The organism is Streptomyces sp. NPDC090119, assembly GCF_044747085.1.
In the GTDB taxonomy this organism is placed as follows: Bacteria; Actinomycetota; Actinomycetes; order Streptomycetales; family Streptomycetaceae; genus Streptomyces.
On sequence record NZ_JBIVDK010000008.1, the window covers coordinates 74,861 to 87,790 of the forward strand.

Annotated in this window: 10 protein-coding genes and 1 pseudogene; 6 read left to right on the forward strand and 5 right to left on the reverse strand. The window is 72.9% G+C overall.

All coding sequences use genetic code 11. From position 1 onward, the window contains the following. Positions 1-33 precede the first annotated feature (33 nt). From ACIPPM_RS29425 to ACIPPM_RS29435, 3 genes are read right to left on the reverse strand one after another with little or no spacing between them, the layout of a single operon-like run. Positions 34-1,950 carry a TOMM precursor leader peptide-binding protein gene (locus tag ACIPPM_RS29425; protein ID WP_401453244.1) on the reverse strand — a complete coding sequence of 639 codons (1,917 nt, stop codon included), beginning with the start codon at positions 1,948-1,950 and terminating at the stop codon, positions 34-36. Beyond that, the gene (locus tag ACIPPM_RS29430; protein WP_401453246.1) at positions 1,940-4,168 is read right to left on the reverse strand and encodes a TOMM precursor leader peptide-binding protein; all 2,229 of its coding nucleotides are present in this window, start codon (positions 4,166-4,168) and stop codon (positions 1,940-1,942) included. The genes ACIPPM_RS29425 and ACIPPM_RS29430 overlap by 11 nt, the downstream gene beginning before the upstream one ends. Before the next feature lie 38 nt (positions 4,169-4,206). Beyond that, on the reverse strand, positions 4,207-5,295 hold the full coding sequence (locus ACIPPM_RS29435; protein ID WP_401453248.1) for a BTAD domain-containing putative transcriptional regulator: 1,089 nt from the start codon (positions 5,293-5,295) through the stop codon (positions 4,207-4,209). A gap of 269 nt (positions 5,296-5,564) precedes the next feature. On the opposite strand from ACIPPM_RS29435, the gene ACIPPM_RS29440 reads away from it, so the two are divergent. Continuing rightward, positions 5,565-5,756 (forward strand): hypothetical protein, encoded by a 192-nt coding sequence (locus tag ACIPPM_RS29440; RefSeq protein WP_393597672.1) that lies wholly within the window; start codon positions 5,565-5,567, stop codon positions 5,754-5,756. A gap of 21 nt (positions 5,757-5,777) precedes the next feature. On the opposite strand, the gene ACIPPM_RS29445 is transcribed toward ACIPPM_RS29440, so the two are convergent. Further along, complete coding sequence (locus tag ACIPPM_RS29445; RefSeq protein WP_401453251.1) at positions 5,778-6,755, reverse strand: DUF5996 family protein; 978 nt, start codon at positions 6,753-6,755, stop codon at positions 5,778-5,780. Between the two features lie 266 nt (positions 6,756-7,021). Between ACIPPM_RS29445 and ACIPPM_RS29450 the strand changes: the two genes are divergently transcribed. From ACIPPM_RS29450 to ACIPPM_RS29465, 4 genes are all read left to right on the forward strand, one after another. Continuing rightward, positions 7,022-8,134 carry an LLM class flavin-dependent oxidoreductase gene (locus tag ACIPPM_RS29450; protein WP_401453463.1) on the forward strand — a complete coding sequence of 371 codons (1,113 nt, stop codon included), beginning with the start codon at positions 7,022-7,024 and terminating at the stop codon, positions 8,132-8,134. Next, positions 8,131-8,736 (forward strand): CE1759 family FMN reductase, encoded by a 606-nt coding sequence (locus ACIPPM_RS29455; RefSeq protein ID WP_401453253.1) that lies wholly within the window; start codon positions 8,131-8,133, stop codon positions 8,734-8,736. The genes ACIPPM_RS29450 and ACIPPM_RS29455 overlap by 4 nt, the downstream gene beginning before the upstream one ends. A 165-nt stretch (positions 8,737-8,901) precedes the next feature. Next, on the forward strand, positions 8,902-10,761 hold the full coding sequence (locus tag ACIPPM_RS29460) for an arabinofuranosidase catalytic domain-containing protein (RefSeq protein WP_401453255.1): 1,860 nt from the start codon (positions 8,902-8,904) through the stop codon (positions 10,759-10,761). Between the two features lie 151 nt (positions 10,762-10,912). Beyond that, positions 10,913-11,707 carry an SDR family NAD(P)-dependent oxidoreductase gene (locus ACIPPM_RS29465; RefSeq protein ID WP_393597679.1) on the forward strand — a complete coding sequence of 265 codons (795 nt, stop codon included), beginning with the start codon at positions 10,913-10,915 and terminating at the stop codon, positions 11,705-11,707. Here ACIPPM_RS29465 and ACIPPM_RS29470 read toward each other — a convergent pair. After that, positions 11,683-12,009: pseudogene (locus ACIPPM_RS29470) on the reverse strand (GNAT family N-acetyltransferase); the annotation flags it as partial. The gene ACIPPM_RS29465 and the pseudogene ACIPPM_RS29470 sit on opposite strands and share 25 nt — an antisense overlap. 99 nt (positions 12,010-12,108) lie before the next feature. Here ACIPPM_RS29470 and ACIPPM_RS29475 point away from each other — a divergent pair. Continuing rightward, positions 12,109-12,906, forward strand: a complete 798-nt coding sequence (locus ACIPPM_RS29475; RefSeq protein WP_401453257.1) for an SAM-dependent methyltransferase — start codon at positions 12,109-12,111, stop codon at positions 12,904-12,906. The last annotated feature ends 24 nt before the right edge of the window (positions 12,907-12,930 follow it).

Sequence of the window (12,930 nt, forward strand, 5' to 3'; positions counted from 1 at the left end):
ATTTCGTTGTGCCGCGTTTCGGCCGCGGGGCGGTCAGGGGAAGGGATGCGGGGCCGGGTTGAGGTCGTCCGGCGTCAGATCGGCCGTACGCAGCCCGGCCTCCCGCAGCGCCGTACGGGTACGGGGCAGCCACGGGCCGCGCTGACGGCTCCACCCGAAGTCGATCGGGAGGAGACCGGGCACCAGCACCTTGGCCGTGCTCAGCCCCGACTCCCGCTGCTCCGGCGCCGTCTGGTCGACCACCACCACATCGAACCCGCGCGCGGTCACCTCCGCCACTACCGACTCCACGTCCGCCCGCAGATCCGCCGGGCGGGGCCGGGGCCGGTCCGGGGCGAGCGAGGCGAGCGGGACCCGCTCCCCGTCGTCCCGGCCACGCAGCAGGAAGTCGGTGTACCAGCCCATCTCCGGCAGCCCGTACAGCAGCGGATGGTCGTGCAGCACCCGCACCTCGTCGAAGTCGGCCGCCATCCGGCGCAGCCGCCGCTCCTCGCGGGCGGTACGGCGGCGCAGGTTCACCGAGTCGGTGGCGATCTCGCACAGCCCGCCGGCGAGGGCGTCCTCCGGGTCGAGGGAGGCACCCGCGCCGAAGCACAGCAGTCCTGGCCCGCCGTCCACCCGCTCGGCGACGGCGGTCACCACCGGCACCGGGAAGCTGATCCGGGTGTCGAAGAACCGCGCCCGGTACCCGTACATCGACAGCCGGTCCACCATCGCGCGGGTCGCGGGCCGGGTGCTGCTCGCCGGGTCGATCTCGGGCAGGCGGGCCCGGCCGAACCAGGCGAGCAGGAACGCGTCCCGCTCGATGGTCTCCATCAGCCCGTGATGGACGGCCTCGGTCAGACTCCCGCCGGAGGCGCAGCCGTTGGAGCTCTCCTGCACGAACCGGCGCCGGATACCGCCCGGCGCGTGGTAGTACGCGACCACCTCGGGCACGAGGACCGGCCGGGCGTCGCGCAGCGACCAGCCCCACACCCACTCGATCGGCCGGTCCGGCGCGAAGCGGGGCGCGCCGACCGCCTCCGCGTCGAAGCTGTCCGGGTACAGCCCGGTGATCCGGGGGTCGATGGCCGTGTCCCCCAGCTCGTCCAGCGTGGCCGTGACGACCGGGCGCCGCGCGCGGGCCCGCATCCCCGCGTACCGCTCCAGCCCTTCCAGCAGCCCGACGCGCACACTCGTGCCGTACGCCCCGGTGTGCCCGCCCCAGTAGCACTCGCGCAGGTAGGCGCCGGAACGGGTGGTGAAGGCGCCGACCGCCGACGAGGTGGAGGCGGAGGTCAGATCGGGTGCCACGGACGGGCCGAGCATCCCGGTCACCGGGTTGGCGAACGCCTCCACCGGCAGGTCGTACGCGGACAGCGGACGGATACGGAAGCTGCCCGGCGTGTGCTCCGGAGCGGGCTCCAGGGCGATCCGGGCACCCTCGGCCGTGTCGTCCGGGCGGCCCGCGCAGGACGGACACTCACCGTCCGGCACCAGCGGGAACCGGGAGACCCGCAGCGTCTCCAGATCCAGCAGCCACACCCACGGATGCCGTACGGCACGCGGGTGCCGGTCCGCCGCCGAGACGAGCGCGGCCAGCGCGTCCACCACGAAGTCGGCACCCCACGGCGGAGTCCCGGCCGCGACGGTCGGCCCGCCCCGCTCCAGCGCGTCCCGCAGGAACCCGGCACGCACCGCCTGCCAGCGCCGGGCCAGACAGCGCGGACAGCCACGCCCCTCCACGGGAGCCACCGGGCCGACCACGGCGTGATGCCCATACAAGCCCACCGGGATCGTGTCCGAATCGAACTCCACTTCCGCATCGGTGAGTTCGTCGCGGACCCCCAGCGCCGTCACCTCGGCCGGGCGGCCGGGCACGCGGGCGGCGAGCGCGGCGGTCAGCCGTGCGCACACCGTGTCCCAGGGCGCGTCGACGGCGACCGGCGCCGCCTCCGTGTCAGTGGGCACCGGGCTCGCCACCGGTCAGCAGCACTCGCACCGCGTGCACCTCGCCCACCGCCAGGTCCGGCGCGGTCACCGGCACCGCGAACGCGTCCCGCCCGGCCGCCGCCAGCGCGTCCAGCACCGCACCCCAGTCGGTCCCGGCCGCGCTCACCGGCACCGGCTCGCCCTCGGCGACCAGCGCGGCCGCCTCCAGGTCGGCCCACAGCGGGTCACCGAGATCCGGCTCCGCCCCGGCCCGCCGCAATTGCTCCGCGCCCAGCAGATCGCGCAGCGCCTCCAGTACCGCCTCGCGCGGACGCAGACCGCTGCCCGCCGCCCAGCGCACTCGGCCGCTCTCCGGGTCGGTGCAGCGGGCCAGGGCCACGGGCAGTCCGGCCGCCCCCTTGGTCAGGTCCAGCACCTCCACCGCGACGCCCAGGTTCTCCGCCGAGCGCAGCAGGAACACCAACTCCGCGTCCCCGGTGAGGGAATCGAGGTCCACCAGCCTGACCGGGGCTGCCCGGCGGATCGCCCTGCGCAGGGCGTCATGGGCCAGGGCGGAGCGCAGGGCGCGGGCCAGCGCGGCGCGGGGAGTGCCCGCGGCGCCCGTACCCGCCGAGGTGCGCTCGAAGAGGCCCTGGTCGTTCCAGCCGCCCAGGGCGCGCACCGCGCCCGTGGGCACCAGCACCGTCCGCCCGTCCAGCAGCGAGGTCGCCTCCGACCACGCGGCGACCTGATCCAGGGGCACGTCCAGCCCGCTGGACAGGGCGAGTTGGACCGGCGCGACCCGGCTCCCCTCGCCGCCGACCCGAGGCGGCACCACATGCTCGGCGTACACCTCGGCGCCCCGGAACAGCGCGGCGAGCCGGGCCCCGGCCACATGGTGCACGTCGATCGCGGAGACCTCCCGCACCCGGCCGGGGGAGACCCCCAGGCGTACGGTGCTCACCTTCAGCGGGGTCTGCTCCCAGTCGTCGTCGGCATAGCCGCCGAAGACCCCGGCCGCCTCGCGGACCAGGACGTCCCGCAGCTCCAGCGCGGTCAGCGCCCCCTTGGCCGCCGCCTCGTCGGCCGGGCCGTCGGCGGGCGGTGGCACCGGCTCGTCGTCCGCGTGCGGCACCCGCAGCGCGGCCCCGTCCGGGACCTTGGGCTCACCGGAGGCGCAGAAGGCGCAGCGGGGGTGCGGCAGCAGCGGCTCGGCCAGCACGTCCAGGGAGTCGAGATCCTGCACGACGACCTGGTTACGGGTCTCGGCGGGCAGCGCCTCCGTCACCAGCCGGAACACCTCGAACGACAGCAGATTGCCGAGCATCCCCGCGAGCGGCCCGGTGGGCACCCGCGCGGGCGCCCCCAGCGGCGCGGCCGGACCCAGCGAGGCCCACAGCTCGGCGCTGTCGGCGGCGTCGGCACCCGCGCCCAGCCGCAGCGCCGCGCAGGACCAGCAGCCCGGCGTCCCGGCCGTCATCACCGGCCCGACCACCGCCCGCCGTCCGAACGTCCACGCCCCGAGCAGCCGCCGCCCGTCCGGTACACCCTCGCCGAGCAGCCGGAGCAGCTGACGCGGTGCGTCGGGCCCGGTCACCAGCACGGTGTCCCAGCCGTCGAGGTCGGCCCAGCCGAGTGTCCCGCCGCCCAGCCGGGTCAGCGTGGGCGCGCAGCCCGCCTCGGCGAGACCGGTGACCTCCGCGTCGAGATCCGCCGTGCCCCGGGGCTCGTGGTCGAGGGCGCCCTCCGCCGCGTCCTCGACCGTGATGCCCACCGTGGCGCAGCCGTTGCGCAGCAGACCCAGCGCGGCCCAGCGCGCCATCTCGTCGGCACCGAGCACCGCGACCGGTGTGTCCCGGAACCGGGCGAACCTGCCGTGCGCGTCGTCCGCGTAATGATCCAGATAGTCGAGCTGATGGGCGAAACGCTCCGTCACCTGCGGCGACAGTGTGCTGCCGGTGGGTCTCGGCCCGGCATCCCGGGCAAAACCACGCGCGTAGAGTGCGCGCACGAGTTGGACCACCATGTCGCGCTGCTTCTCCCCCAGACCGGCGCAGAGTTCCTCCACGCGCCGCTCCCCGTCGAGATGGGGCACGATCAGCGCGGCGAAGCGGTACGCGGACTGGGTGACGACGTTGAACCCGCCGTGCGCGTTGTGGAACAGCACACCGTTCGGGGTCCGGGTGAACAGGACGTCCCTGCGGATGCGGGGCCGCGACCGGGCGATCTCCTCGTGGGACGAGGGAGCATGGACCATGCTGGCGAAACCTCCGGGAAAGAGGGCGGGGGGAGCGGTCAGTCGGCGGGGGGTGGGGGATTCTCCGCCGGGTCGTGCGGTGCGGTGGCCGGGAGGCTGGTGCCGGCCGCCTGGACGAAGAGCCGCAGCAGGTCGTGGACCCGGTAGCGGCCCGACGGGTCCTCCTCCAGCAGTCCGGCGTCGACCAGTGCGCGCAGCACCAGCGCGCCCGGCGCCGGGGGAGAGGCCCGCTCCAGGGCGGACGGCGTCCCGGCAGGCGTCGACGGCGGCACACCGGAGGCGGGCAGCGCGGGGCGCCCGCCGTACGGCTCGCCCCGCAGTACGGCGAGCTGGAGCCCGCGCAGGCCCGCACCCGGCTCCACCCCCAGCTCGGAGGTGAGGTGGGCGTGGATGCGCCGGTACTCCGCGAGTGCCTCGGCCCGGCGCCCCGAGCGGTACAGCGCCTCGATGAGCAACGCCGACAGGCCCTCGTGACCGGGCTGGACGCGCACCGCCTCACGGGCCTCGGCGATCATCTCCCGGTGCCTGCCCAGGCGGAGTTCACCGTCGAAGACCCGCTCCACGGCGAGCAGCCGCTCCTCGGCGAGACGCGGGACGTGGTCGCGGTGCAGCTCGTCGGAGTGGACGTTGCCGAGCAGGGGCCCCTTCCACAGTCCCAGCGCGGCCCGCGCCAGCCGCAGCGCGGCCTCCGGGTCGTCGCTGGCCGAGGCCCGGCCGAGCAGGTCACGGAAGTGGAGGAGGTCCAGGGTGTCGGCGTCCGCCTGCAGCCGGTAGCCGCCGGGCACCGCCTCGATGGCACGGTCGGCGACCCCGTACTTGGCGAACAGACGGCGCAGTCTGAGGACACAGGTGTGCAGCGCGGATCTGCCACCGGACGGCGGCCGGTCGCCCCACACCACGCGCTGGAGCAGCTCGCCCGAGACCACGGCACCGGGGTGCAGCAGCAGGGCGGCCAGCAGAGAGGTCGGTTTGGAGGGCTGGAGGACGACGGTCTCGTGGCCGTCGGTGATGGCCAGCAGGCCGAGGACCTGGAAGCGGGGGCGGTCCGGACGCGCCGTGGCGGCCCGCTGATCGGGAAGGGCGCCGTCGGGCGCGGGAAATCCGGTCTTCACCACAGCCTTTCGCATCGCACGGTGAGTGATGCACCAACTGCCTCGCACGACAGGGCACTTGTTCACACCAGGGGTGTAGGACGTGAACAAGTGATCTGTTGAGACGGGAACTTAGAAGCGAACCGGCCGGTCCGTCCAGTGGTTGACGCGAAACACCTGATGACGAACACGGGACGCGAAGGCTTTTGCGTCGAACGGTGTTGGCGAGCGCCCTGCCAGGGCATACCCTCCCGGTGAAGTGGCGCGGCGCCCTCCCGTGACGGCCGCGCAGGGGAGGAACAACCATGCCGTGGTGGGCGCTGATCCCGGTCGTCTCGATGATTACCGGACCGGTCGTGCTGTTTGTCCTGAGTCGTCGCAAGCGGAATTCCGACGATGACGACGAACGGTACGAGGAGCTGTCCCACAAGTACGACGAGCTGCTGGCGGAGAACCGGCGCCTCGAACCCCCGGCCGCCGGGGACCAGCGCGGCTGATCCCCGGCGCGCCCGGTCCGCTCAGCCCTGCCGCCCCACCTGCTCGGTGTGCTCGGTCGGCTGGTGCTCGCTCATGTACCAGCCGTCGACCCGCGGCCCGACCAGATCGGTCGGCCAGTCCGCCCGCTGGACGGCCGCGTCGTACACGGCGTCGCCGAACCGGACGATCGCCCCGTGCGGGTCCGGCAGTCGGCGCAGGTTCTGCCACGGCAGCAGCGCGAGGCCCAGGTCCGGATGCCAGTCGGCGCCCTCGACACCCCAGGACCGGCCGGTGAGGCCGTCCGGCTGCGGCCAGATGTAGGCGTACATGCCGATGTCCAGCGGGCTGCTTCCGTCGCCGTGGGTGTTGTCGAAGGAGAACCCCACCGACACGTACTCGTGCAGCTGCGCGTTGCGCATGAACGGCGGCCCCTCGGGCCCGGGGTCCGTGCGCTTCGGGCGCCACCGGGTCGCCGACAGGTCGAACCCGCCCCACATCACCCCGACCCGCGGCCGGTGCCCGAGGAACGGGGCCTGCCACGCCTCCAGTCCGGCCGCCGCGAGGTCGAACGCCTCCCACATCAGCCGCGCCGAGTGCGCGTCCCACACCCGCTCCACCCGGTCGTCCTCGAAGTTCGGCGGGGCGGCGGGGATCTCGCAGATCTGCGCGCTTCGCGGATGCGGGATGCCCAGCCTGGACGCGGCCTGGCAGAAGTGCTCGTAGAAGTCGGCGACCGAGGTCCGCCCCAGCGACAGGGTCCGGGCGGCACCGTCCGTCTCGATCACCACGTCACCGTCGAGCAGCCGGTAGTGCACCGTGAAGGTCACCCCGTTCCGCCGGAACGTCGGCGTGCGCAGCCCGCGCGGGGTCACCTCCAGCACGATGTTGCCCCAGCCGACCTCGAAGGGGTCGTCCAGCGAGTACTTGCCCGCGACCTGAACCACCCGGTTCACATACTCGATCATGGGGCCCAGTTCCGCGTGGTCCAGCACCGGCCACGCCTCGGGACGTTCGCTCACGGGAGCCTCCCGGCGGATCGATCCACAAGTCCTCGGCGGCCGCACTCCGGCTGTCCCACATCGCCTGATTTCCGGCATGACAGTCGAACGACCGCACACCCCCCGATTCTCCCACGCGCCCCGGAGCCCCGCCTCCGCCCGCGCCGGATCGCACCCGGCGTGACACGATGACGGAACAGCGGCAACCCCACCTCAGCACGCCAGTTCCGCAGCAGCGTCTGAAGGAGCCCAGCATGGCGTCGTCCGAAACGACCGGCGCGGCCGGGATGCAGTTCGGCATCTTCACCGTCGGGGACGTCACCCCCGACCCCACCACGGGCCGTACCCCCACGGAGGCGGAGCGCATCCAGGCGACCGTCGCCATCGCGCGCAAGGCCGAGGAGGTCGGGCTCGACGTCTTCGCCACCGGCGAGCACCACAACCCGCCCTTCGTGCCGTCCTCGCCGACCACCCTGCTCGCCTACATCGCCGCCCAGACCGTGCGGATCATCCTCTCCACCTCCACCACGCTGATCACCACCAACGACCCGGTGAAGATCGCCGAGGACTTCAGCGTGCTCCAGCACCTGTCCGGCGGCCGCACCGACGTCATGCTCGGCCGGGGCAACACCGGCCCCGTTTATCCGTGGTTCGGCCAGGACATCCGCCAGGCCATCCCGCTCACCGTGGAGAACTACGACCTGCTGCGCCGCCTGTGGCGCGAGGAGACCGTCGACTGGGAGGGCAAGTTCCGCAGCGCGCTCCAGGGCTTCACCCTCGCGCCGCGCCCGCTGGACGACGTACCGCCCTTCGTCTGGCACGCCTCCATCCGCACCCCCGAGATCGCCGAACTGGCCGCCTACTTCGGGGACGGCTTCTTCGCCAACCACATCTTCTGGCCCGCCTCCCACACCAAGCAGCTCGTCGAGCTCTACCGGCGCCGGTTCGCCCACTACGGCCACGGCACCCCGGAGCAGGCCATTGTGGGGCTCGGCGGGCAGGTGTTCATGCGGGCCAACAGCCAGGACGCGGTGGACGAGTTCCGGCCCTACTTCGACAACGCCCCGGTGTACGGACACGGGCCCTCGCTGGAGGAGTTCACCCGGCAGACCCCGCTCACCGTGGGCTCACCGGCCGAGGTGATCGAGAAGACCCTGAGCTTCCGCGCGTACGTGGGGGACTACCAGCGGCAGCTGTTCCTCATCGACCACGCCGGGCTGCCGCTGAAGACCGTCCTGGAACAGCTCGACCTGCTCGGCGGCGAGGTCGTCCCCGTACTGCGCCGGGAGTTCGCCAAGGACCGGCCCGAGGGCACCCCGGCGGCCCCCACCCATGCCTCGCTGCTGCGCGCACGCGAGAACCGAGAGCCGGCCGGCGACGGCGCCCCGGAGGCACGATGAAGATCACGATCATCACCGGCGGGCTGCGCGAGCCCTCCTCCACCCGGCTCCTCGCGGACCGGCTGGCGGCGGCCGTCACCCGCGAACTCGAGGCGCAGGGCGAGCCGGTGGAGCTGTCCTTCGTCGAACTCCGCCCGCTGGCCCACCCCATCATGGACGCGATGCTCACCGGCTTCACCGGCGAGGCGCTGGACACGGCGTTCGAGACGGTCGCCGGGGCGGACGGCGTCATCGCCGTCACCCCCGCCTTCAACGCGTCCTTCAGCGGCCTGTTCAAGTCGTTCTTCGACGTGCTCCCAGAGGAGACCCTCTCCGACATGCCCGTCCTCATCGCCGCCAGCGGCGGCACCGAACGGCACTCCCTGGTCCTCGAACACGCGCTGCGCCCGATGTTCTCCTACCTCCACGCCATCGTCTCCCCACGCCCCGTCTACGCCGCCACCAGCGACTTCGGCACCCAGAACGGCGCGGCCCTAGGCGCCCGTATCAACGCGGCCGCCGCCGACTTCACCCGCCTCCTCCGCGCCTGCGGCCCCCGCACCCACCAGACCCAGGAGGACACCGACCTGGCGACGATGCGGGGGCTGCTGGGCGGAAGTTGACCGCCCGTCCCGCCCAAAGCAACAAATCACCACACAGGCAAAACCCTGGACAAGTCTGAAGCAACAAATCTTGACGTGTTCGATCGCGCTTCGTACGTTCCCGAGCGGCCGTGAGGAGTCACCGACTCCGCCTCCCCACCGCACGGCCGGCCGAAGGAGCAGACGATGCGCGCATTCAGATCCGCCGTGTTACCAGGTCTACGGGGGCGCCTCGGGGCCGTCCTGTCCGTGCTCGCCCTGCTGCTCGGCGCGCTCGCCGGGCTGAGCGCGCCCGCCCAGGCCGCCGGGTCGGCGCCCTGTGACATCTACGCCGCCGCAGGCACCCCCTGCGTCGCCGCGCACAGCACGATCCGGGCGCTGTTCTCCGGCTACAACGGCCCGCTGTACCGGGTCACTCGCGCCTCGGACGGCGCCGCCACCGACATCGGCCTCCTGGCGGTCGGCGGCTACGCGGACGCGGGCCGCCAGGACACCTTCTGTGGCGGCACCACCTGTCGCATGACCAAGATCTACGACCAGACCAGCCGCCACAACGACCTCAACCCCGGCCCGGCGGGCACCGCGGGCATGGGCGCCGACCGCGCCGCCGACGCGAGCGAACTCGCCGTCACCGCGGGCGGCCACAAGGTCTACGGCATCTGGATCTCGCCCGGCGTCGGCTACCGCTCCACCGGCGCCGCCTCCGGCACCGCGGTCAACGGCCAGCCCGAGGGCGTCTACATGGTGGCCAGCGGCACCCACGTCGGCTCCGCCTGCTGCTTCGACTACGGCAACGCCGAACGCACCCCCGCCGACACCGGCAACGGCCACATGGACGCCGTCTCCATCGCCACCACCTGCTACTTCGCCCCCTGCACCGGCAACGGCCCCTGGGTCGAGGCCGACCTGGAGAACGGCATGTTCCAGGGCGACAACGGCTCCAACCTCGCCAACCGGGGCAACAGCAGCACCTACGTCACCGCCGTGCTGAAGAACGACGGCCAGACCCGGTACGCCCTCAAGGGCGGCAACGCCCAGACCGGCTCCCTGAGCACCTGGTGGGACGGCGCGCTGCCCTCGCGCGGCGGCTACCGGCCCATGCAGCAGGAGGGCGGCATCATCCTCGGCACCGGCGGGGACAACAGCAACTGGAACATGGGCACCTTCTTCGAGGGCGCCATGGTCTCCGGCTATCCCTCCGACGCCACCGAGAACGCGGTCCAGGCCAACGTCGTCGCGGCCGGATACTCCGGCCAGACCAACGTGCCCAACGGCCCCCAGGGCACCATCACCGGCCCGGGCGGCAAGTGCGTGGACGTCGCCGCCGACGACACCGGGGTCAACGGCACCGGCGTCCAGCTGTGGGACTGCCAGAGCTACGCCGAGGACCAGCACTGGACCCACAACCCGGACACCTCCCTCGGCACCATCTCCCGCTGCCTCGACATCAACGGCAACGGCACCGCCAACGGCACCGAGGTCGAGCTGTGGGACTGCAACGGGGTCGGCGGGCAGAAGTGGGTCCAGCAGGCCGACGGCTCGCTGCGCAACCCCCAGTCCGGCCGCTGCCTCGACGCGCCCAACGGCACCTCCACCAACGGCACCCGGCTGCGGATCTGGGACTGCAACGGCTCGGCCGCCCAGAAGTTCGCCGTCAACGGCGGAGCACCGGTCGCCGCGCCCGGCGGCAAGTGCGTGGACGTCGCCGCCGACGACTCCGGCGTCAACGGCACCGCCGTCCAGCTGTGGGACTGCCAGACCTGGTCCGTCGACCAGCACTGGTTCCACCGCGCCGACACCTCCCTCTCCACCCTCGGCCGCTGCCTCGACATCAACGGCAACGGCACCGCCAACGGCACCCAGGTCGAGCTGTGGGACTGCAACGGCGCCGGGGGCCAGAAATGGGAGCAGCAGGCCGACGGCTCGCTGCGCAACCCCCAGTCCGGCCGCTGCCTCGACGCCCCGAACGGCACCACCACCAACGGCACCCGACTCCAGATCTGGGACTGCAACGGCGCGGCCGCGCAGAAGTACAAGCTGAACTGACGGTCCGCAGGCAGGGCTTTCCTTCCGGACAGCGGGGAGCCGCGGGGGAGGGGGGAACACGCGGGTGGACGGTGCTTCTCCGTCCCCCGCGCCCCGCCCCCGCAGACTGGGCGCAGCCGCCGCACCCGTACCGGAAGGAAACCCTCGCCCCATGCACCTCGACCTGACCGGCCGTACCGCCCTGGTCACCGGCTCCACGCAGGGCATCGGCGCCGCCATCGCGCTGGGCCTCGCCCGCGCCGGTGCCCGCGTCGCCGTCAACGGCCGCGACAAGGAGCGCGTCTCCGCGGCCATCGCCGAGTTCGCCGAGCAGGCCCCGGACGCCGAGTTCGTCGCTGCCGCCGCCGACGTGTCCACCGAGGAGGGCGCGCAGCAGCTGCTGCGCGAGCTGCCCCAGGTGGACATCCTCGTCAACAACCTCGGCATCTTCGGCACCGCCGACCCGCTGGAACTCACCGACGACGAGTGGCGCCGCTACTTCGAGATCAACGTCCTCGCCGCCGTCCGCCTCACCCGGCTCTACCTGCCCGGCATGACCGACCGCGGCTGGGGCCGTGTGCTGTACATCGCCAGCGACTCGGCGATCGTCATCCCGGCCGAGATGATCCAGTACGGCATGTCGAAGACCGCCCTGCTCGCGGTGAGCCGGGGCTTCGCCAAGAAGGCCGCGGGCACCGGCGTCACCGTCAACTCCGTCATCGCGGGCCCCACCCACACCGCGGGTGTCGAGGACTTCGTCTACGAACTCGTCGACAAGAAGCTGCCCTGGGACGAGGCCCAGCGGGTCTTCATGCGCGAGTACCGCCCGCAGTCCCTGATCCAGCGGCTGATCGAGCCGGAGGAGATCGCCAACATGGTCGTCTACCTCAGCTCCCCCCAGGCATCGGCCACCACCGGCGGAGCCCTCCGCGTGGACGGCGGCTACGTGGACGCGATCCTGCCCTGACCGTCCCGCCGCCGTGCGTGCAGGCACCCGTCGAGGGGATACTCGGGCGGCGCGGCGGGCAGCACCCCGGCCGGCGCGTAGCCGCACTTGAGCGCCACCCGGCAGGACGCCGTGTTGTCCCTCTGGTGCAGCAGCTCCAGCCGGGTCAGCGCCCGGCCCGCGCCGCCGTCGAACGCCCACCCGGTCAACGCCGTCAGCGCGCGCGGGGCGACGCCCCGGCCCCGCGCCCGCGCGGCCGTCCAGTAGCCGACCTCGGCGCGACCGCCACCGGAGAGCACCTCCTTGAGGACGACGTGGCCCAGGGGCCACTCCCGTCACGGCCCAACATGCTTGCACACCAACCCTGTTGGGCAGAGAGATCCGGAAGCAGGCCCCCCACCGGAGCAGAGGAGAACGCCCCCGTGTCCGACACCGAACGACAGCCGACGGCCATCGACACCAGCAAGCCCCACCCGGCCCGGATGTACGACTGGTTCCTCGGGGGCAAGGACAACTACCCGGTGGACTGGGCCGCCGCCGAAGAGGTCCAGAAGCTCTTCCCCCAGGTGCCGGAACTCGCCCGCGCCAACCGCGAGTTCATGCACCGTGCCTCCCGCACCCTGGCCGAGCTGGGCATCCGGCAGTTCCTCGACATCGGCACCGGCATACCGACCCGGCCGAATCTGCACCAGGTGGTCCAGGCCGTCGCCCCCGAGTGCGGGGTCGTCTACGTCGACAACGACCCGATCGTGCTGCGCCACGCACAGGCCCTCCTGAGCAGCGCCCCCGAGGGCGGCACCGCCTACATCCAGGCCGACGCCCGCGAACCCCGGAAGATCGTCGAGGCCGCCCGCGAGCTGCTGGACCTCACCCAGCCCGTGGCGCTCTCCATGGTCGCCCTGCTCCACTTCGTCCCGGACGAGGACAACGCGTACGACGTGGTCCGTGAACTCCTCGACCCGCTCCCGGCGGGCAGCTGTCTCGTCCTCTCCCACGCCACCGCCGACGTCGACCCGGACACCTGGCATGCCGTCGTGGACGTCTACCGGCGCGGCGGCACCAGCGTCCAGGTCCGCTCCCGCGCCGAGTTCGCCAAGTTCTTCGCCGGACTCGACCTGCTGGAGCCGGGCATCCGCTTCGTGACCGACTGGCGCCCCGACACCACCGGCCGTCAGCAGGGCGAGCGGCTCCCGCTGTACGCGGCGGTGGGGCGCAAGTAGGCACCGCCCGGAGCGGGTCCATTC